Here is a 19,905-nt window from a genome sequence, read left to right on the forward strand (position 1 = left end):
ATTAAGTGCAATATCAATTGATCCAAACCCAAAATCAATTAAATGAGTTTGTAGAGCAGATCCGTAACAAACCCATCTTAGCAATTGATACAGAATTTATGCGTCGTCGTACTTTGTATCCTGAAGTTGCCCTTATTCAAGTTTATGACGGCGAACATTTAGCATTAATCGATCCGCTAGCCGAGCTATCATTGTTTGATTTTTGGCAGATTTTACGTGATCCTGCGGTGTTAAAAGTCTTGCATTCACCGTCGGAAGATATTGAAGTATTTCAAAAATACGCCGGCTTCGTACCTGCTCCCTTATTTGATAGCCAGTTTGCCTTGCAATTATTAGGCAATGGCAACTGCATGGGCTTTGCTCATATGGTAAAAAATTTACTCGATATTGAAATCGACAAAAGCGAATCACGGACCAATTGGCTACAGCGTCCGCTAACAATTAAACAACTCGATTACGCTGCAGCTGATGTATTTCATTTATTACCGTGCTTTAAAATTATTATTGAACAAATCAACGACGCTGGTTTCTTTGATATTGTGATCAATGAAAGTGAGTTGATTGCACAAAAACGGGCTTATCAAACACCGGATGAACATCTGTATCGAGACATTAAAAATGCTTGGCAATTAAAATCTGCGGATCTTGCTGTATTAAGAGAGCTTTCGGCTTGGCGTCGTAACAAAGCGATACGCAAAAATTTAGCGCTTAACTTTGTATTAAAAGAGCATTGCTTGGTTGAATTGGCAAAACGCAAACCAACGAGTTTAACTGCAATGCGTAATGTGCCAGAAGTCGATAGCATCGAAGTTAACCGCTCGGGCGTTGAAATCTTAAAGTGTATTGAAAAAGCTAAAGTGATCCCTGTTGCAGATTTTCCTGAGCCACTAAGACGACTTATTGACTTTCCAAGTTATAAAAAAGTAGCCAAAGAAATTAAACAAAAAATCACTGCAGTTGCTAAAAAACAGGCCATTCCAGAAGATGTATTTGCATCTAAAAAGCAAATCAACCAGTTGATCAGTTGGAATTGGAAGTTAACCAGCGCTGAGCGTGAACAGACTCCAAAGCCCGATTTACTTAACTCATGGCGTTATGAATACTTAAAAGACACACTGAAAGAGTGGGATGTATAATTATTAAGAGTTCATTGGGACTAAGATAGTTAATGTACTATTGTTAGTCCCTACTGTTTGTGTCAGAGGGCGGAGAAAGTTACTTTATTCGCCCATTTTAGCGAGGATCTTATCTAAATTAACTTTAGATTTAGCCACGCTTTGCATTGGTGTTAACCCATTCGGGTATTCTTCTTGCTCTACGACTAGCCACTGAGTGGCGCCATCAACAATCAGTGTCTTTATTATTTTTTGCCATGGATAATCATTTTCACCTAATATAGGACTTAAGCCATCGTTAGGATGGGTGCGAACTTTTAAGTGGGTTGCCAGGGTTCGTCCTGGGTATTTTTTAATGAAATATTCAGGATCTTTTCCTGCATAATGTACCCAACCTATATCAAGCTGCAGTGGCAGGGTATTTGGCGTATTACTGGCAATAGCGTCCCAGTATGTCGCGTTTTGGAATTGATTAAACTCCTTATTATGGTTGTGAAAACCGATGTGCATAGCATAGCGCTGAGCGATTTCATTAACCTGAGTGAGTTGTTCGGTCAGAGAGGTGATTCCTTGTGGCTGCCAAGCTCTTTCATCCCAAGGTACAAATAAAATCGAGACACCAAGGGTTTTATAAAACAATAATGTGTCTGTTAAGGTGTCATCCGTTAAGGAGTCAAAGCCGATATGTGCGCTACTGACGACTAAATTTAGCTTAGCGAGTTTGTCCTGCAGTGCACTTGGATTGTTTTTATAAGGCCCAAAGTCACCTGCAAATTCCACACCTTGAAAGCCCATATCAGCAATAGATGAAAGGGTGCCATCAAAATCCGCTTTTAAGGCATCTTTAACAGACCAAAGCTGAACACTAACAGGGAGTAGTTGTTTGCTTGTTTTTGCATAGATAGACAGCGAGTTTAAAACACAAAAAATAAACAGAATTGAAATAACATAATTAAATAATGATTTGATTTTGAACATAAAAAACACCTAGGAGGAAAAGCAGGGAATTGCTCCCTGCTTAGGGCTGGGCTAGCTAAAAAATAACTTAGCGTTAACTGGCAACTGAATCTTGATAAGCATACTCGGTCAAACCCAGTTCAGCTAAAACGCTATCTAAATGGGCTTTTGCTTCGTCAGTAGGTCCTGGGTAATCGCCTGCAATAGGCACATTGCCTAAATAGCCAATATCTTTACAACCTTGCGGTGTACAAAAGTAGGCACCAAGTACAAGGTTTTTAAAGCGTAAAAAAGCATTACCAATGCGTTGAAACTGCGCAGGGGTTTCATCATCAAAATAAGCAATATCATTTAAGATGGCTGTTTGTTGCTCTTTTTTCAATGCGACAAATGGTGCTTTATAACGCAGCACAGCCTCATCATCGATCCATGCTAAGCCGTGTAAAATAGTAACGCGGTCTTTTTGTTGACCGTTATAAGGTGAGCTTACCCACTCATCAATCACACTCGGTACATTTACCTCAGTTGCACTTGGGTTGTTACCTTCGCTAGGCACGATATAATCGGCTAACACCGCAACTAAATTTAATTGTGCTTGAGTTAATGTCAATGGCCAAGGTGATTGTGGTGGCATAACCAAATTGGGATCAGTGCCATAACCTTTAGCTGTTATAGGTTGTAAATCTAAGTCAGGCCAATGTCCTTTATCACTAATTTTCTCTTCTAACGCTTTACTACACCCTGCTGAAAGTGATACGGCGGAACCTGCGGCTAATAAACCAAGCCACTTTAACGATTCACGACGTGTCATGCCGGAAATATATTTGTATGAGTCAACACGATCTTCATTATGCATGTTACAGCGCTCCTTGTTCTATTTGTTTGGCTATCCAGGTTGAATTACGCATTGCCAATGTCATGATGGTTAATGTGCAATTTTTATGTGGATTAGAGGCAAATACCCCTGCATCCATCACAAATAAGTTGTCGCAATCCCATGTTTGGCCCCATTGATTGGTCACTGAATCCTTTGCTGAGCTACCCATGCGAGTGGTGCCTACTTCATGAATGATCTCGCCACCTTTTGAAATTGCTTTTTCAGCAGCAGGTAATTTGCCCACAGTAGCTCCTAGATTTTCAAGGATCTGTTTCGCTGTTTTTAAGCCGTGCTCAATTTGTTTTAGCTCACGATCTGACCATTTGAAATGAAATTTCGAAACCGGAATGCCCCATTTATCTTTAACATTTTCATCAATTTCCATGTAGGTATCATCGTTGGGGAGCATTTCTCCGCGCAGCGCAAAGCCAACATAAGATCCATAGGCATCACGAACTTGTTGTTTTAGCTCAATACCATAACCACGTTTATCGCCAGAGACTCCAGAGCCAGGTTGATTAAAACCGCTACTGATCTCAAAGTGATAACCACGAGGAAAATCAAGCTCACCTTTGGCATGTGCTTTGTGTCCCCACCAAGGAATAAATAAATGGTTCCCAGTGTGGCCATCTTCGTTATAACGTGGGCGACCTTTTAATGCTGGAACTTGCGCACCAAGCCAAGCACCGGTTGAATCCATTAAGTTACGACCTACTTGGCCACTTGAGTTAGCTAAACCTTTGGGATGCTTGGCGTGTTTTGAATTTAGCAAAATTCGTGCGGATTCGCAGGCACTAGCAGCAAGGATCACGATATCTGCTGTTAGTGTTTTTTCAGCTACGGTTTGCTTATCTATATAAGTTATACCCGTTACTTTACCGTCATCATTAACAGCCACTGATTTAACCATTGCATCAGTAATTATTTCTAAATTCCCAGTTGCTTTTGCCATAGGTAATAATGAGGTTGTAGTTTGAAACGCCGCACCGATTGAGCAACCATGGCCGCAAGGTGTTGCATAAAAGCACGCCATACGATCATCTTTTGGCCGAGTTAATACTGCTCTGTGCATAGGCACGGCAGCGATACCCAGTTTTTTCGCACTGGCAGCAATCAGTAACTCAGGAATTCGCGGCGTTGGTGGTGGCTGTAATACCCCAGGTGCAGATGGCGGCATATCATCAAGGCCGGTATTGGTGCCGCAAATACCCACTAGTTCTTCCGTGATGTCGTACCATGGTGCGATATCATCATAAGTGAAAGGCCAATCTGCGCCGTTGCCATCTTGGCTTTTACCTTTAAAATCATGTTCACTAAAGCGTAATGAGTAACGTCCCCAGTGATTAGTTCTTCCACCTAACATGCGTGCACGCCACCAGTAAAAATCAGTGCCTTTGGCGTTAGTATAAGGCTCATCAGGAACTTGCCAGCCACCATCGACGGTTGCATCGTAAAAGCCAAAGTTTTTGTCTTTATTTCCTGCGCCCATTAAAGGAGCTTCACTGTTACGGCGAAACATTGGGCTTTCTTTTTTTGGATCGTAATCACGTCCCGCTTCCAGTAATAATACTTTATGGCCTAGTTTAGTTAAGGTATAAGCGGCCATTGCGCCACCTGCGCCGGAGCCAACAACCAGTACTTTATGATCAAATGTAGACATGCTTATAGTTCCTTAATTTTTATATTTTTAAACCACACTTTGTCACCATGATCCTGTAAACCTATGCGGCCTTCCTTTGCTGTTGCGAAGTTAGACCAAGTTGCAAATTTACTGTTTTTAACCAAGGTATTCCAAGTACTACTGCCCACAACAATACTGGCTGTGCTGACATCATTTTGCCAAACTTGTAAATGGTCATTAAGCATTCTAATACGCACCGTGTTCCACTCAGTTGCAGGTTTGTGAGCTGAAGTAGGTGGCGTAAATAAATCATAAATAGAGCCAGATAAATGAGAGTCTATTTTCGTATCTGAATGACGTTCGTTATCTATAATTTGGATTTCAGGGGCGTGCGAGTAAATATATTTACCCAACTCATCGGCTAGAACAAAAATGCCACTATTGCCAACTTCACTAATTTTCCAATCTAGTTTTAAGTCAAAATTGCGATAGACTTTTTTAGTAAGTATGTCGCCGCCGCCTTTAGTGAGTAACATTGCGCCATTGTCTATGGTCCATTTTGGGCTGAGTGTCTCACTTTTAAAATTGCGCCAGTGCGACATATCTTTGCCATCGAACAGTAATTGCCAGCCAGCTGATTGTTCTTCTTTAGAAAGTTGGTTATCGGGTGTCTTAGCAAAAGCACTGCTACTAAAAGCCAGTGCAATTGACAACACAGAGATTGATTTAAGCATATAATACCCCTTATTTTTGTGTGTTACTTGTTGCTATTAAACGTATTTTTCAACGTTTTTATTTTTTGTTATAAACAGATGAAGACCAATAAATACAATGATCAGGACAATCGGAAAAACCAGTAGATTTTGTAATACAGCTTGTCCTGCGAGCACTTCAACTTGTTCTACACTGACACTCGTTGTTTGTGCTTGTGTTCGCGCATTATCAATCCAATGGCCTATGACGGGGTTCCAGATGCTCATTGCAAACATGCCAGCTCCACCAATTAACGACATGCCAAGTGCACCTGTTTTTGGGGCATACTCAGCGACACAACCGATCATGGTTGGCCAAAAATAAGTAACGCCAACGGCAAATAGTGCTGCGGCAAGGTAGATGGTATTACCTTGCGCTTGGCTCATTAAAAATATCCCTAGTGTTGAAAAAATGGCTGAGCCCAGTAGGACACCCGATGGACTAAAGCGGTGCACAATCGGGCCCGCAAAAAACCGACCTAATGCCATCAATCCGGTGATCAAAGCTAAAATAACCATAGGCGAAGCGCCTGACGAGCCAAGGATTTGCTCAATCCATTGCTGAGTGCCAAATTCGGTGACTGCTGTCAGTGTCATGCAAATAATGAGAAACAAATACAGTGGTGAGAGTAAGTGTTTTAAGTTGCTGGTGGTTGAATTTTGCTGTGTATCAAACTGTGGAAATTGAGCTTTAAGCATCATCGCACCATAAATAATGGTGGGCACAAGGATCAGAGAAACTTGCCATTGCCAGCTGAAGCTAGCGGATGTCATTGCATTTGAAGCTAATGCACCAATTACAATCCCGCCAGGAAACCAAACATGAAAGCGGTTTAACATAGTGGTGGTGTTTTTAGGATACATTTGGGCGATCAGTGGATTACAACCGGCTTCAACCGATCCATTGGCAAAGCCAATTAAAAAGGTCGAGATCAATAATCCCCAAAAACCATCTGCAGTGATAGTTAAAATAAGTCCGCCTAGGTGGCAAATAAACGCTAATGCAACCAACTTTTTAGCACCAATCGCGTTATAAATGATGCCCCCGAGCATGGTTGCAACCGGAAACCCTAAAAATGCCATGGCATTTACCCAGCCTAGTTGTGTACCAGTGAGGCCGAACTGCTCGCCTAGTTGTCCTAAAACGCCAGCCCTTATTGCGAAAGTCATTGATGTGACAATTAATGCAATACAGCAAAGCCGAAAAATAATACGATTATTGTTGTTATTCATTGTGTGTGACCCTGTTTATTAAATACCTAATATCCGCTTATTTCGCTGATCATTTGTGTCCATTGCGCTAAAGTCATCAAATGCTTTAGCCGTAGGGCGGATCAAATGCTCTTTTATAAATTGTGCGCCTTCTTTCGCCCCATCTTCAGGATGTTTAATGCAACACTCCCACTCTAGAACTGCCCAGCCATCAAAACCATATTGCGTTAATTTGCTGAAGATACTTTTGAAATCAATTTGGCCATCACCTAAGGAGCGAAACCGACCAGGGCGCTCTTGCCAATCTTGATAGCCACCATAAATACCGCTGCGACCATTTGGATTAAACTCTGCATCTTTGACGTGAAATGCTTTAATACGATGGTGATAAATATCAATAAATGCTAAGTAATCAAGTTGTTGTAAAATAAAATGGCTGGGATCATAAAGAATATTTACCCGTGGATGATTATTTGTCGCAGCTAAAAAGCGCTCAAACGTTACGCCATCATGTAAATCTTCCCCTGGGTGAAGTTCATAGCAAACATCCACATCCATTTCATCAAAGTAGTCGAGGATTGGCAGCCAGCGTTTCGCAAGTTCTAGGAATCCTTGCTCTACAAGTCCTTTTGGACGCTGCGGCCAAGGGTAAAAAGTATGCCAAAGTAGCGCTCCTGAAAAAGTCACATGGCTTTTTAAGCCCAAATTTTTACTGGCTTTAGCTGCCATCATTAACTGATTGATGGCCCATTTAGTTCTGGCTATAGGATCACCGCGTAGTGCTTGAGGGGCAAAATTGTCAAACATGTCATCATATGCCGGATGAACTGCTACGAGCTGACCTTGTAAATGAGTTGATAACTCTGAAATTGTAAGCCCCGCCTGCGCAGCAATACTAGTCACTTCATCGCAATAATCTTGGCTTTGGGCTGCTTTTTCTAAATCGAAAATACGAGAATTTGCAGTCGGTAGCTGAATAGCTTTATAGCCTAAATTTGCTGCCCACTGACAAATAGTGGTAAAGCTGTTGAAAGGAGCTTCATCGCTAATGAATTGTGCTAAGAAGATCGCTGGACCTTTAATTTGTTTCATTTTTTATCCAATTTTAAATGGTTGCCACTTAGTGTCTTTGCTCGACGCTGCTACAGCATTTTCTATAAATGCCATTCCGCGAATTGCTTCTTTAATACCAGGCACGTCGAAGTCACTGTTAGATGCTGAGTATCCGGCTTTTTTTGCGTGAATTTGTTTTGCAAAATTGACATAGATATTGGCAAATGCTTCAAGGTATCCTTCTGGATGACCTGCAGGTGTTCGCAGTGAATTTTGTGCCGCAGTACTTTTTAGGCCAACACCTGCACGTAATAGGGTGGTTGGCGCGTTATGGCTTTTGAGCCACAAACTATTTGGTTCCATTTGTGACCACTCAAGACTTGCTTGGTCGCCATAAATACGCAAATTAAGATTGTTTTCTTCTCCTAATGCAACTTGGCTGGCAAGAAGTACTCCCTTCGAGTCGTTGTTAAAACGCAGTAAAACGGTGCCATCGTCATCGAGTGCTCTGCCTGCAACAACATGATTTAAGTCAGCGCATAGTGCCGTTATTTCTAGGCCGCTCACGTATTCAGCTAGATTTGCAGCATGCACTCCTATATCAGCTATACAACAACTAATACCGGCCTTATCAGCATCTAAACGCCATTTGGCTTGTTTGGCATTTTCATCTTCGCTGGTGGCAAGCCAACCTTGGCTGTACTCAACAATAATTTTACGAATAGCGCCCAGCTCGCCATCAGTAATACGTTGGCGCGCTTCTTTGATCATCGGGTAACCAGTGTAGGTATGAGTTAATCCATATAAACAATCACTGGCTTGCAGAGTTTTTTCTAATAACAGCGCTTGTTCTAAATTTAGGGTGGCTGGCTTATCTGATAAAACGTGAAAACCTGCTTCAATCGCACACTTTGCAATTGGGAAATGCAAATGATTTGGCGTCACTATTGCCACAAAATCAATTCGTTGATCGGCAGGTAACTTAGCTTCTTCGCTAAACATTTGTTGGTAGCTGTCATAGCAACGAGTTGGATTTATTCCTAGCATTGCAGCAGTAGCTTGGCTGCGTGTTGGATCTGAACTAAAGGAGCCTGCGACTAACTCAATTAAGCCATCTAAGCGTGCAGCAATGCGATGGATTGCACCAATAAATGCACCTTGTGCACCACCGACCATCCCCATGCGGATTTTGGCATTATTCATGAAAAAAGCTCCATGTCAGTAATCGTCTACTGAGTTTAGTTAATATCATGTTATTGATAATAGAGAATGAACAGCGTAAGGGATAATAAAAATTCGGTTGACAATGCAATAAAATCGGCGTTTTATGTATTATTATAAATTCATATTTATAGAATATATTATTATGGAAGTGCAAGGGATCATAAATAAAGCGGGTGTAAATCAACTTATCGCGGCATTTGATTTATTACCCGATATTTTGTTCTGGGTGAAGGATTCTGAGAGTCGAATTCTGTACGCAAATCAACATTTTATTGAACATCAAGGGTATAAGTCATTAGAGCAAATTTTACTGAAAACTGATTTTGATTTTTCATCCAAGCACTTAGCATTTCAGTACGTCAATGACGATAAACGTGTAATGAATGGCTATGTTGTTACTGATCGTTTGGAGCTAAACCAAACCTCAAATGGTGAATTGGCCTGGTTTTCAACGTCCAAAAAAGCAATTTTAGCTGACGATGGTCAAATACTGGGCACCTATGGCGTTACACGGCATTTACAAAAAACATCAAAGGCTTTGTCGCATGTAAGAGCGATTGAAGGGCCAGTAAATTATATACGTGAACACTATCATCGCAATATCTGTATTGAAGAACTTGCCGAGCTTGCTCATTTATCGGTAAGTGCGTTAGAGCGGCGATTTAAAAAACATTTAGCAAAAACACCTAATCAATTTATTAACGAAATACGTTTAGAAAACGCACGTAAGCTACTTGTTGAAACTCGTTTACCAATTTCACAAATAGCCTATCAATGCGGTTTTTCTGAGCCTAGCTATTTTAGTAAACAATTCAGACGCTTATTTGGTGAGATCCCTTCGCAAATGCGCGACCAAATTGAGCCCTAAGCTAGCCGTTTAGCTAATTGAATAGCGCCTTGCTCGGGTAGGTAATGCGCATCACATAGATAACCTTGTACTTTGGTAGATAACCAAGGAGTAATTTTCTCGGCTGTACCTCCCATTAATGTAATGTTGTGATAGCCGTGGCTAACTAAATGATCGATATAACGGGTAATATAGCGCGCTGCTTGCTCTAAAATAATAATGGCCCAAGGATCATCTTGCATTGCGAAAACTAAAGGCGCAAAACCGGCAAAGTAAGCGGGTCTTGCATTGAGTGCTAATTCTGTCAGCTGGTTACTTGTATCACAATTAAGCTGTGCCAATAAGGTATTTATTAATGGGCTTGAGGGGGATAAGCCATCTAAAACCTCTAATGCATAACGAAATAAAGTTAAACCAATCCAGCCTCCGCTTGCGCCATCACTTAATAATAATCCATGGCCTCCTAATTCAATAACGTTACCGTTTTTTATTGCTCCAGCACAAAAGCCAGTGCCTAAAATAATAATCGCACCACTGTTATCACCATGGGCACCTTGGCAGGCTATGTGTAAGTCAGTTGAAAAGTTAAATTGTGCAAATGGATGCTGCCACTGTGCCATCTTTTTATTTGCACCGGCAATGCCAGCGCCAGCGAGTCCGGCATAGGCATAAATTGCCCCGAGTGTTGATAGCCCTAAACCAGCCTGTTGTAATGCGTGTGTTGTTGCATCAATAATGGATTGCTGCGCCACTTCAATAGAGGTTGCAATATTTGCTGCACCGCTTACTGCCTCAGCAAGTAGGGTGCCTTGTGCGTTTTCAAGCCTGACTCGGCATTTTGTACCGCCGCCATCAATACCTAAATACAGGGGAGGTTGAGAGTGGTTAGTCATTTTTAGCCTGCTCGTTAGTTCGTTGATTTAAAATTGCGTTAATTAATAACGGATCCACCCAGCCATCCTTGTTGTGTACGCCGGAGTAGGCATGTAGTGACACTAAATTATTGTTGGCAAGTTGCCAAAGTGTACTTGCATTATCAGTGGTTACGCCACCACCAATAACAATTTCTATATGATCATTGGCGTGGCTAATGATTGTTTGTAAATGATTAAGACCTTGCATAACGCCTTTATCATCAGTCCATTTAGTGCCATTTGTGAGGATACGGTCAATGCCCAGTTCAGTTAATAGGCCAATTGCCTTTTCGCTGTCTGCTATACAATCAAAAGCGCGATGAAATGTCGTTGCTAAATTATATTTATGTGCGCAGGCAATAAGCGCTGTGGTAGCTGCGATATCAACGTCATTGGCGTTTAGCGCACCAAAAACAACACCGGTAGCACCTGCGTGCGCCGCGTGTGCTATTTGTGTAAGCATTAGCTTCAGTATTGTTGCATCAACAATAAATTGATTCGCAACAGGTCGTATCATGATAAGCAACTCGCCTTCTGAAGGCATTGCATGAGCTGCAATAGTCATTGCTGTTGCACTAGGAGTGAGACCTTCAAGTTGCATTGTGCTGCAAAGTTCAATTCTAGAGGCGCCAGCTGTAAATGCGGTTTTTACATTATCAGCTAACTGAATATGATCATCTGCGTTTAAACAGACTTCTAAATTTTTACGCATTGTTTCGTTCCAAAATACCAGCGATGTTGTTAACAATAAAATATTTAATAATAGTTGATACTATCAGAATAAATAAAACTTAGTTATAAATCAGTTGTTTATTTTTGTTTTTTACTTTTTATGAATATGAAAAGTGTTTTTATATGCCATTAATTTAAGTTGATGACTATAAACTAGCTCAGCACTGATTGGATCTTTTTTTAACCTTAACGCCGATTTTGTCCTAGAGGCAACCGAATTTCTATTATCACTTTCTTCGACAGAACCCTATTCTTGAAAAGCAGTTTAACAAGCTATTAACCCAGTTCTGAAATGCCTTAAGGTTTACCCACAGGGATTATCATGGGTTTTAAAGTGCTTTAACACAACTAACCACACACAATAATACTGGAGATAAACATGACCAATAATAAGAACAGTCGTGAATCGGCGGATCTTGCACGGCGGTTTAAGAAATCTGCATTGCTGCTAGCGTTGATGGCAAACTGTCATGGCGTATACGCACAAGAAGAACAAAAAGCACCAGAAAACGACCTAGAAGTAATTGAAGTTAGGGGCATTCGCGCCTCGGCAGCTGAAAACTTAGCGATTAAGCGGTTGTCTAATGCAACCGTTGACGCCATTACCGCAGAAGATATTGGTAAGTTCCCAGATAAGAATGTGGCGGACTCATTGCAACGTGTGCCTGGGGTCATTATACAACGGGATGGCGGTGAGGGCGCTTCTGTCAGTATTCGTGGTTTATCATCGGACTTAACCTTCACACAATTAAATGGCAACTTTATAGCATCGTCACCTGGGGAACCATCGCGTTCATTTTCATACGCATTATTACCTGCAACTATGATCCAACGCGTTGAAGTATATAAATCTTCAGAAGCTCGCCTTGATGAGGGCGGAATCGGCGGTACGGTCTTGTTGTATAGCCGCAAGCCTCTAGATATGGATAAAAACTCTGGGATCATTAATTTTGAAACCAGTAATTCTGATATTACCGATAAGTATGAACCTCAATTTAGCGGTATTTACTCATGGAAAAATGATGATGAAGACTTTGGGGTTTTAGTGGGTTATACAAAACAAGACCGCACTAATCGCTCACAAAGCTCGCGTATCAATATCATGAATAAAAATTATCTTTATTCTGAAATGAAAGATAATCAAATGGTTGAGGGGGGGGCACAAGGTTATGCTGCACAAAGTATGGTTCAGGAAGTCTTAAACGAAGAGCGAAATCGAACTGGGATCCAGTTTACTACTCAATGGCGACCAACTAGTAACTTAGAGCTTGGCTTTAATTATTTTAATTTTAAATTGGGCCAAGACTCAATTTTAAATCAATTAGAATACCCAGAATGGAACAATAACGATAATTTCTGGACCGATGTCCGTGTTGATGAAGAGTCTCAGTTTGTTACAGGTATAGACTACTCTGTTGGTGTATCTGGCACTCAGGCTGTTTCTCCTATTCCACGTATTAATGGTGAATATACGATTGAAGAATCCAGCTCTGATACATATGATTTTTATGCTAAATACGAAGGTGATAATTACAACGTTAAGCTAGTGCTGGGCCATACCGAAGCTGAAGGTGGCCCTTCACAAAAGTATCGTGCCGCTTATTATGCAAATGAATCCTCGCTTTACTATGGTTACGATTTTTCTGATGGGCGCATGACCACCTATATGGATCCAAGTATGATCAGTAACTTGGCTGCAGGCATTGGTGGCGAACCCGATGTAACAGCCACCGATTCTAGTTTTGTGACCGGTACTCAAGAAGAAGATTACGGACAGATTGATTTTGACTATTTTGTGGATTATGGCGTAATTGAAACGTTGCATTTTGGTGCGAAATATCGCAAAGGTAAAATTCATCGCGATACTCGCAACAGCTTTTATCTCTCCCCAGATTTTGATATAGCAAAAGGTGAAGCTGAAGGCACCATTGATTTAGATGATGATTATTCTAAAAATGGCGGCATACCGGATATTGCAGATTTAATTTATTCAGATTCATTAGGTAACTTGTCTGATGTAATTAATACGAACTTATTCCCAGCTGTAAACTGGCATAAATACCAAGATCATTTAAATGAAAACTTTGTTCATTATACGCGTATAGAACCTAACTATGTTTATAGTGTTGAAGAAGAAATTACAGCGGCTTATATGCAAGCTGATTATCGTTTTTCACAAGTACGGGGTAATTTCGGTGTACGCGTAGTGCGCACCAAAACGACCACCGGATCATCAGATAAAATCACCTACCGATTAGATTGGAAGGACGACAATGGCAATGAATTACCAATCGACCAACAACGTGTAGAAGACTTTGTTTTTATTGAAAAAGAGAGTACAGAAACAAAGGTACTGCCCAGCTTTAATATAGTCTGGGATATCGATGACAACTGGGTACTACGTGGAGCGGCATCACAAACCATGGCTCGTCCTGGTTATGATGATTTAGGCCAGTTTCAGACTTTAACGTACACGTCGAATGAATACTCAACGGATCGCTCATCGGCAGACAATTTTGATGCAATTATTGATGGCGAAGGGTGGACAGGATCCGGTGGTAATAACCAGCTAGCGCCATTTGAGTCAACCCAATTTGATATGTCTTTAGAATACTACTACGGAGCTGGCTCTGGCTTTGGTATTGCGTTATTTAAAAAAGATGTTGATAACTTTGTTGTGCCTTTAATAATTGATGTTACCCGCAGTGCACCGGACATTTCATTTAATTTACCCAACGCAGGTGATGAGCAAGTAAATGTCAGTGGCGACAATTTTGCAGTTAGGGATTTTAGCACTGTAGCTAATGGTACGAATGCTTCTTCTGAAGGTGCTGAATTTTTTATCCAACACTTCTTTGATAATGGCTTTGGTCTTTATGCTAATTATACCCGCAATAACACTAATCAAGCCAATGTAGAGCTTGATGGCGAAAAGGTGGGAGAGTCGCCTTTGATAGGTAGTTCTAAATACCAAATGAATTTATCGGTATTTTATGAAGATGACTTATTCAGTGTTCGCGCCTCATACAATAAGCGCGGTCCAACGGTTCAAGGCTACAACGCCTCATGGGAAATGAACTATTACAATGAAGCCTATGATCAGGTAGACGTCAATGCAAGTTATAACTTGACTGATGCTCTCGTGTTATCTGCTTCCGTTATTAACCTCACTCAATCAGATACTTACATGCATCTAGGTGACGATACTAAAAACCGCTTTATTCAAAATGCATACAGTGGTCGTCGTTTTTACGCAGGTGCAACTTACCGCTTTTAATAGCGCAAGGTGAGACGGAACAAATAACCAAGAATCGTATAGAGGAATAAACATGAATAAGCCCAAACTTAGTAAAATATCTAGCATTATGCTGGTAGCAATGATCGGCCTATCAGGATGTGGTGGTGCTGATGATCCGGATCCGACTGATATCCCAGCAAAAATTGATATTACCTCTGCTGATATTGCCGGTAGTGCAGTGAAAGGGACATTAGGTTTCGCAACGGTCACTGTAAAGCAAATGAATGGCTCAGATATTAAGGTGACATCTAACAGTCAAACCGATGCTGCTGGTATGGTAAATCTGAGCATAGAAAGTCAACAAGGCTTTGGTATTAACGGTATGTTTAAAATGACCGTTAATACGGATGCTAACTCAACGATGATCTGTGATGCGCCCAGCTGTGCTGAACACCTAATCGGTGATCAAATCAGTGGCACTGAGATTGCTGATCTACAGTTAGCGACTTTAACATATGTTGATGTGCCTTTCGCATCCACAAGTGATGGCGTAGCAGACGCTAATTTTCAAGTAAATGCTTTAACTACAACCGCCACTCATTTAGTTGAGCAAGGTATTGCCAATGGTTTAAATGTTGCTGTGCGTGAGTTATATGAATTAGCTTTATCGGATAACTCACGTTTAGTACTAAAAGCACTGGGGATCGACAGTAAAGCCAATGTATTTAAAACCCAATTGATCAGTGCCGAAAGCTACGATAATTTTGTAGTAGGCCAAGATTGCGATAGTGAAGGTAATTGTATTGACCAATTGGCCGACATTAATACTATTAAACTTTCTTTAGCTAACGCAGTATTTGCAAGTATTAGTAAAGATGAAACTGTCGCGGGTGTTATTAACGAACTTATTAGCGCGATTAACTTAGCCAATGACGGGGATGTAGTCGCTTTACAGCCATTGCGTGAGCGAATGTTGAAAACCATTGCTGGTTTTCCTTACCTAGATAAATTAGTGCTATCAGCTGAGGATGTTATTGATGTTGCGCTACCTTTTCTTGAAAGTGCTGCATCTAGTGGCCCTGTTAAAGAAATTACCAATGCTGAAAATCTTGCTACAGCAACCATCACAGCTCGTAATCGCATAAGTGACAACGAAGCTGAAAGTAAAGCATTTGATGGTGATACGAATACCAAGTGGCTTGATCATAATGATTGGTCAGGTGCGCCAAGTGAGCAAGACCCATCTTGGATCCAAGTTGATTTTGCTGAAAAACATGCTGTTAGTAGCGTCTTCATTACGAGTGCTAATGATGCTGAGTCTCGAGATCCTCAAAACTTTAATATTCAAGGTTCAGTCGATGGCGAAAACTGGCTAACCTTGGCTAAATTTATTGGTGAGAACTTTGATGAGCGTTTCCAACGACGTGAGTTTCGTTTTGACAATGGTTTAGAATTTTACTCATATCGTTTAAATATCACTAAAAATAGAGGTGATGATGGTTTAATGCAGTTATCAGAGATTGCTTTTGTGGGACCCATAAATGCAAGTATTGATCATGCAGAACCAATTGGCAGTGCTGTAATATCTGCAAGTGCAGGTGAGAGTTATACACTGGCATTTGATAATAATGACGACACAAGTTGGGTCTCTGATGTGCCTTCAACTGAAGTACCCGTTTCGATAACAGTTACGCTCGCACAAGCCGCTGCCGTTGATAAGTTAGTACTGATCTCAGATGCTCAAAACGCAGATGGTGATCCCGCTACATTTTCACTTGCTGCCAGTAATGATAATGGGCAAACATGGGTTCATTTAGCTGATTATTCAGATGAAAAATTCGAACGTCGTGGTGAAAGGTTATCGTTTGCGACCAATAATACACTGGCATTTTCTAGCTATCGTTTAAGCATAACTAAAACTGCCGCTGACGCTGAGTTAAAAATTGCTGAGATTGCCTTGGTAGGACCTAAAGTGGCAGATTTAAATCATGCTTTATCAGCCGATGCAATAATTACCGTTCGTAACCAGATTGGTGATGGTGAGGCGGGTGTTAAAGCGTTCGATGGTAGTGTTGATAGCAAATGGTTGGACCATAATGATTGGGCTGGCGCGCCAAGCGCTGAAAATCCATCTTGGGCAATGGTTCAGTTCACTACTACGACAGCGGTTAATAAGCTGGCACTAACAAGTGCAAACGATGCTGACTCACGCGATCCGCAAAACTTTAACTTAGCAGCGTCAAATGACGGTGAAAATTGGATCACACTTGGTGCTTGGTTAGGTGAGAACTTTGAGCAGCGTTTTCAACGTCGTGTTTTCACTTTTAGTAACGATTTAGGTTTTAGTTTTTATCGCTTCAATATTACAAAAAACCGTGGCGACGATACGCTGATGCAAATAGCAGAGATTGAGCTAATAGGTCCGCAGAATGCTTCAGTTGATCATTCTGCAACTGCCTCATCAGTCCTTGCAGGTACTGGCGAGCAAGAGGGCGTGGTAGAAAGTAATGCAACGGACGATGATAAAGCGACTATATGGACGGCAGCCACTGAAACTATGCCTGTATGGCTTGATGTTGCATTACCTCAAGCACAGATTGTCACTAATATCGCAATCACGAATGGCAGTGATAGTAACAACAAAGATCCGAAAAACTTCACCTTACAAGGCTCAAATGATGGCGGTAAAACATGGTTAGAAATAGCGAGCTTTAAAGACGAGGAATTTGAACAATTGAATCAACGACGTCTCTTTACAATAGGGAATGGTTTTGCCTTTAGCTTATATCGCTTAAGTATTAGTGCTAACAATGGTGATGCTCAGCAAGTTCACGTTTCTGAACTTGAACTAATAGGCCCACAGCAACCATTTTAGTTTTGATTGTTTGGTAGCTTGTAGGTGCTAAATAGCGCTTCAAGCTGCCTGTTTTTAGGTGAAAAGGTAAATAATATGTTGTTTAAGAACAAACTTTCACGATTAATAAGGTGCCTGGCCATCTTAATAAGCCTTTTATTATGCAGTTTTTATGTGACTGCTGGATCTGCAGCCGGATCACAACAGCGTGGTCTGCATATTTTTTATTACAGTTGGTATGGCAACTTAAAAGTTGATGGTCAATGGGCGCACTGGGATCATCAGGTATTACCTTACGGTGATCAACCTATTGTTGGACGTAAAGGCTACCCTGGCGGCGATGACATTGGTGCTAATTTTTATCCTGAATTAGGTACTTACAGTGCAAACGACGAAGCACTTATGGATACCCATTTAGCGATGATGAAACAAGCAGGAGTTAGCGTAATTATATTAAGCTGGTGGGGCGATAGCGATTTTGGTACCAGTTCAGTACCAGTTTTTATGGATAAAGCCGCTAAAATCGGCCTTAAAGTTAACTTCCATATTGAACCTATCTATCACAGTGCGGCTGAATTTTTACAGGTAGTAAAACAGCTAGATCAGCGCTTTGGGCAACATCCCGCTTTATATCATTACCAAGGCAAGCCATTATATTATGTTTATGACTCATACAAAATGCCAATCAGTGAATGGCAGAAAGTGTTGCTACCAAAAGGCGAATTAACAGTCAGAGGTAAAACGTATGATGCTAACTTTATAGGGCTGTGGGTTGATGAAGGTGAGGAGTCATTCTTTTTAAACAGTGGTATGGATGGCTTTTATACCTACTTTGCTGTTGATGGGTTTGTTTATGGCAGTACCACTAAAAACTGGCCATACCTAGCTAAATGGGCAAAGCAACACAATAAACTATTTATTCCAAGTGTCGGTCCTGGGTATGCCGACGATAGAATTCGTCCGTGGAACAAAAAAAACTTCAGGGCACGCGAATTTGGAAAATACTACGACACGATGTTTAAAAAAGCAATTGCAGTGGCTCCAACCTTTATCGGAGTAACCTCATTTAATGAATGGCACGAAGGGACTCAGATTGAGCCTGCGATTGAGAAGCAAGTGGGTGACTATAAGTACCTTGATTACAGCCCTTTAGCTGCTGATTACTATTTAAAACGAACTCATTATTGGAGTGAGCGTTTTCAACAGTCTTTAAATATACGCTCCGTTAAAGATTAAACAGATATACCAACCCTGTATGCAAGTCGTGGTTAAATTAAATCGCTTGCTTTTGATTTACAGCCGATATTCGCAAATTTAATGAGGAACAATAATGATCACTAACAGACGTGACTTTTTAAAGTTATCAGCTATTTCAAGTGCTGTTGCATTAATACCGTTTAAGACAGTAGCTAAAAGTAAAGTTAATAAGCCTATCGTCGTCTCAACGTGGCAACATGGTATAGCGGCTAATAAAGCCGCGTGGCAGGTACTTGCTGAGCATGGTAAAGCCATTGATGCTGTGGAAGCCGGTGTGCGAATTCCTGAAGCAGACCCGAATGTGATGACAGTAGGATATGGTGGTTATCCAGACAGAGAAGGGAACGTTACCCTCGATGCCTGCATTATGGATGAAAATCAAAACTGCGGCTCTGTTGCATGTTTACAACATATTAAGCATCCCATCTCGGTTGCCCGGTTAGTGATGGATAACACCCCGCATGTGATGTTAGTAGGTGAAGGGGCGCTGCAATTTGCTAAATCACAAGGGTTTATAGAAGAAAACTTATTAACCCCGCAAGCTAAAAAGGCCTGGCAAGATTGGCTGGTGGAATCAAAATATGCGCCCGTGATCAATATTGAAAACCACGACACAATCGGCATGTTAGCGCTTGATAGTAGTGGCGATTTATCTGGGGCGTGTACCACTAGTGGCGCGGCCTTTAAAATGTCAGGCAGAGTAGGTGATTCGCCCATTATAGGTGCAGGTTTGTACGTTGATAATGAAGTCGGTGCTGCAACGGCAACGGGCATGGGCGAGTTGATGATAAAAACGGTAGGCTGCCATTTAGTAGTTGAAATGATGCGCCAAGGTATGACACCTACTCAAGCGTGTAAGGCTGCAGTTGAGCGAATTGCTCATAAGCTGGGGGATTATAAACAGTTTCAAGTCGGTTTTTTAGCCTTGAGTAAATCTGGTGAATATGGCTCTTATTGTATTCAACCTGGTTTTAATTATGCAGTAACCTCTAAGACAGGAAGTAAATTACTAGATGCGGCGAGTATTTTGTGAATTATTAAGGAAGCAACGGAATTTTTAATTATGATTTTTATTGAATAATTTTATATAAAGTAAAGGGTGAATATTTACCGTTTAAATTGTTTTTTTTATTGTGGTTTACGCCGATTTTATACTAATTCACACCGAAAATATATTATCACTTTATATACAGTAACCTTATCCTAACTGTGACCTTTACAATTTATTAACCGCATGAGTTAGTGGCTGTAA

At 41.0% G+C, this 19,905-nt stretch carries 15 protein-coding genes; 6 read left to right on the forward strand and 9 right to left on the reverse strand.

Going from position 1 to position 19,905, the window contains the following annotated elements; translation table 11 throughout:
• The first annotated feature begins 5 nt into the window (after window positions 1-5).
• Window positions 6-1,136: a ribonuclease D gene (rnd, locus tag PSR9079_RS01805; RefSeq protein WP_149980215.1), complete on the forward strand. Its 1,131-nt coding sequence runs from the start codon at window positions 6-8 to the stop codon at window positions 1,134-1,136.
• A gap of 84 nt (window positions 1,137-1,220) precedes the next feature.
• On the opposite strand, the gene PSR9079_RS01810 is transcribed toward rnd, so the two are convergent.
• The 7 genes from PSR9079_RS01810 to PSR9079_RS01840 form a co-directional block, all read right to left on the reverse strand.
• Window positions 1,221-2,093: a sugar phosphate isomerase/epimerase family protein gene (locus tag PSR9079_RS01810; protein ID WP_149980216.1), complete on the reverse strand. Its 873-nt coding sequence runs from the start codon at window positions 2,091-2,093 to the stop codon at window positions 1,221-1,223.
• 73 nt (window positions 2,094-2,166) lie between these two features.
• Window positions 2,167-2,928 (reverse strand): gluconate 2-dehydrogenase subunit 3 family protein, encoded by a 762-nt coding sequence (locus PSR9079_RS01815; protein ID WP_149980217.1) that lies wholly within the window; start codon window positions 2,926-2,928, stop codon window positions 2,167-2,169.
• Window position 2,929: 1 nt separating this feature from the next.
• Entirely contained in the window at window positions 2,930-4,609 is a 1,680-nt protein-coding gene (locus PSR9079_RS01820) for a GMC family oxidoreductase (protein WP_149980218.1), read from the reverse strand.
• 2 nt (window positions 4,610-4,611) lie between these two features.
• The gene (locus tag PSR9079_RS01825) at window positions 4,612-5,304 is read right to left on the reverse strand and encodes a 3-keto-disaccharide hydrolase (protein ID WP_149980219.1); all 693 of its coding nucleotides are present in this window, start codon (window positions 5,302-5,304) and stop codon (window positions 4,612-4,614) included.
• A 36-nt stretch (window positions 5,305-5,340) separates the two neighbouring features.
• Entirely contained in the window at window positions 5,341-6,555 is a 1,215-nt protein-coding gene (locus PSR9079_RS01830) for an MFS transporter (protein WP_149980220.1), read from the reverse strand.
• Window positions 6,556-6,573: 18 nt separating this feature from the next.
• A complete protein-coding gene (locus PSR9079_RS01835; RefSeq protein ID WP_149980221.1) occupies window positions 6,574-7,626 on the reverse strand; it encodes a sugar phosphate isomerase/epimerase family protein in 1,053 nt (350 codons plus the stop codon).
• A gap of 3 nt (window positions 7,627-7,629) precedes the next feature.
• Window positions 7,630-8,790, reverse strand: coding sequence for a Gfo/Idh/MocA family protein (locus tag PSR9079_RS01840; protein WP_149980222.1), 1,161 nt, complete (start codon window positions 8,788-8,790; stop codon window positions 7,630-7,632).
• Window positions 8,791-8,953: 163 nt separating this feature from the next.
• On the opposite strand from PSR9079_RS01840, the gene PSR9079_RS01845 reads away from it, so the two are divergent.
• Window positions 8,954-9,679: an AraC family transcriptional regulator gene (locus PSR9079_RS01845; protein WP_149980390.1), complete on the forward strand. Its 726-nt coding sequence runs from the start codon at window positions 8,954-8,956 to the stop codon at window positions 9,677-9,679.
• Here PSR9079_RS01845 and PSR9079_RS01850 read toward each other — a convergent pair.
• Window positions 9,676-10,551: a glucosamine kinase nucleotide-binding domain-containing protein gene (locus PSR9079_RS01850; RefSeq protein ID WP_149980223.1), complete on the reverse strand. Its 876-nt coding sequence runs from the start codon at window positions 10,549-10,551 to the stop codon at window positions 9,676-9,678. The genes PSR9079_RS01845 and PSR9079_RS01850 overlap by 4 nt on opposite strands.
• Window positions 10,544-11,284, reverse strand: a complete 741-nt coding sequence (locus PSR9079_RS01855) for a copper homeostasis protein CutC (protein ID WP_149980224.1) — start codon at window positions 11,282-11,284, stop codon at window positions 10,544-10,546. Before PSR9079_RS01855 ends, PSR9079_RS01850 begins: the two co-directional genes overlap by 8 nt.
• Window positions 11,285-11,683: 399 nt before the next feature.
• Between PSR9079_RS01855 and PSR9079_RS01860 the strand changes: the two genes are divergently transcribed.
• The 4 genes from PSR9079_RS01860 (at window position 11,684) to PSR9079_RS01875 (ending at window position 19,686) form a co-directional block, all read left to right on the forward strand.
• Window positions 11,684-14,581 (forward strand): TonB-dependent receptor, encoded by a 2,898-nt coding sequence (locus tag PSR9079_RS01860; RefSeq protein WP_149980225.1) that lies wholly within the window; start codon window positions 11,684-11,686, stop codon window positions 14,579-14,581.
• Window positions 14,582-14,633: 52 nt separating this feature from the next.
• Window positions 14,634-17,417, forward strand: a complete 2,784-nt coding sequence (locus tag PSR9079_RS01865) for a discoidin domain-containing protein (RefSeq protein WP_149980226.1) — start codon at window positions 14,634-14,636, stop codon at window positions 17,415-17,417.
• Between the two features lie 153 nt (window positions 17,418-17,570).
• Complete coding sequence (locus tag PSR9079_RS01870; RefSeq protein WP_246175470.1) at window positions 17,571-18,632, forward strand: glycoside hydrolase family 71/99 protein; 1,062 nt, start codon at window positions 17,571-17,573, stop codon at window positions 18,630-18,632.
• A gap of 94 nt (window positions 18,633-18,726) precedes the next feature.
• Window positions 18,727-19,686, forward strand: a complete 960-nt coding sequence (locus PSR9079_RS01875; RefSeq protein WP_149980228.1) for an isoaspartyl peptidase/L-asparaginase family protein — start codon at window positions 18,727-18,729, stop codon at window positions 19,684-19,686.
• Window positions 19,687-19,905: the final 219 nt, after the last annotated feature.

It is taken from the genome of Pseudoalteromonas rhizosphaerae (assembly GCF_902498845.1).
Taxonomy (GTDB): domain Bacteria; phylum Pseudomonadota; class Gammaproteobacteria; order Enterobacterales; family Alteromonadaceae; genus Pseudoalteromonas; species Pseudoalteromonas rhizosphaerae.

Coding starts and splice junctions, on each gene's coding strand:
- PSR9079_RS01815 (WP_149980217.1), bottom strand. CDS start 2,928: ATGCATAATGAAGATCGTGTTGACTCATACAAATATATTTCCGGCATG.
- PSR9079_RS01840 (WP_149980222.1), bottom strand. CDS start 8,790: ATGAATAATGCCAAAATCCGCATGGGGATGGTCGGTGGTGCACAAGGT.
- PSR9079_RS01860 (WP_149980225.1), top strand. CDS start 11,684: ATGACCAATAATAAGAACAGTCGTGAATCGGCGGATCTTGCACGGCGG.
- PSR9079_RS01820 (WP_149980218.1), bottom strand. CDS start 4,609: ATGTCTACATTTGATCATAAAGTACTGGTTGTTGGCTCCGGCGCAGGT.
- PSR9079_RS01835 (WP_149980221.1), bottom strand. CDS start 7,626: ATGAAACAAATTAAAGGTCCAGCGATCTTCTTAGCACAATTCATTAGC.
- PSR9079_RS01855 (WP_149980224.1), bottom strand. CDS start 11,284: ATGCGTAAAAATTTAGAAGTCTGTTTAAACGCAGATGATCATATTCAG.
- PSR9079_RS01830 (WP_149980220.1), bottom strand. CDS start 6,555: ATGAATAACAACAATAATCGTATTATTTTTCGGCTTTGCTGTATTGCA.
- PSR9079_RS01810 (WP_149980216.1), bottom strand. CDS start 2,093: ATGTTCAAAATCAAATCATTATTTAATTATGTTATTTCAATTCTGTTT.
- PSR9079_RS01825 (WP_149980219.1), bottom strand. CDS start 5,304: ATGCTTAAATCAATCTCTGTGTTGTCAATTGCACTGGCTTTTAGTAGC.
- PSR9079_RS01875 (WP_149980228.1), top strand. CDS start 18,727: ATGATCACTAACAGACGTGACTTTTTAAAGTTATCAGCTATTTCAAGT.
- PSR9079_RS01845 (WP_149980390.1), top strand. CDS start 8,954: ATGGAAGTGCAAGGGATCATAAATAAAGCGGGTGTAAATCAACTTATC.
- PSR9079_RS01850 (WP_149980223.1), bottom strand. CDS start 10,551: ATGACTAACCACTCTCAACCTCCCCTGTATTTAGGTATTGATGGCGGC.
- PSR9079_RS01865 (WP_149980226.1), top strand. CDS start 14,634: ATGAATAAGCCCAAACTTAGTAAAATATCTAGCATTATGCTGGTAGCA.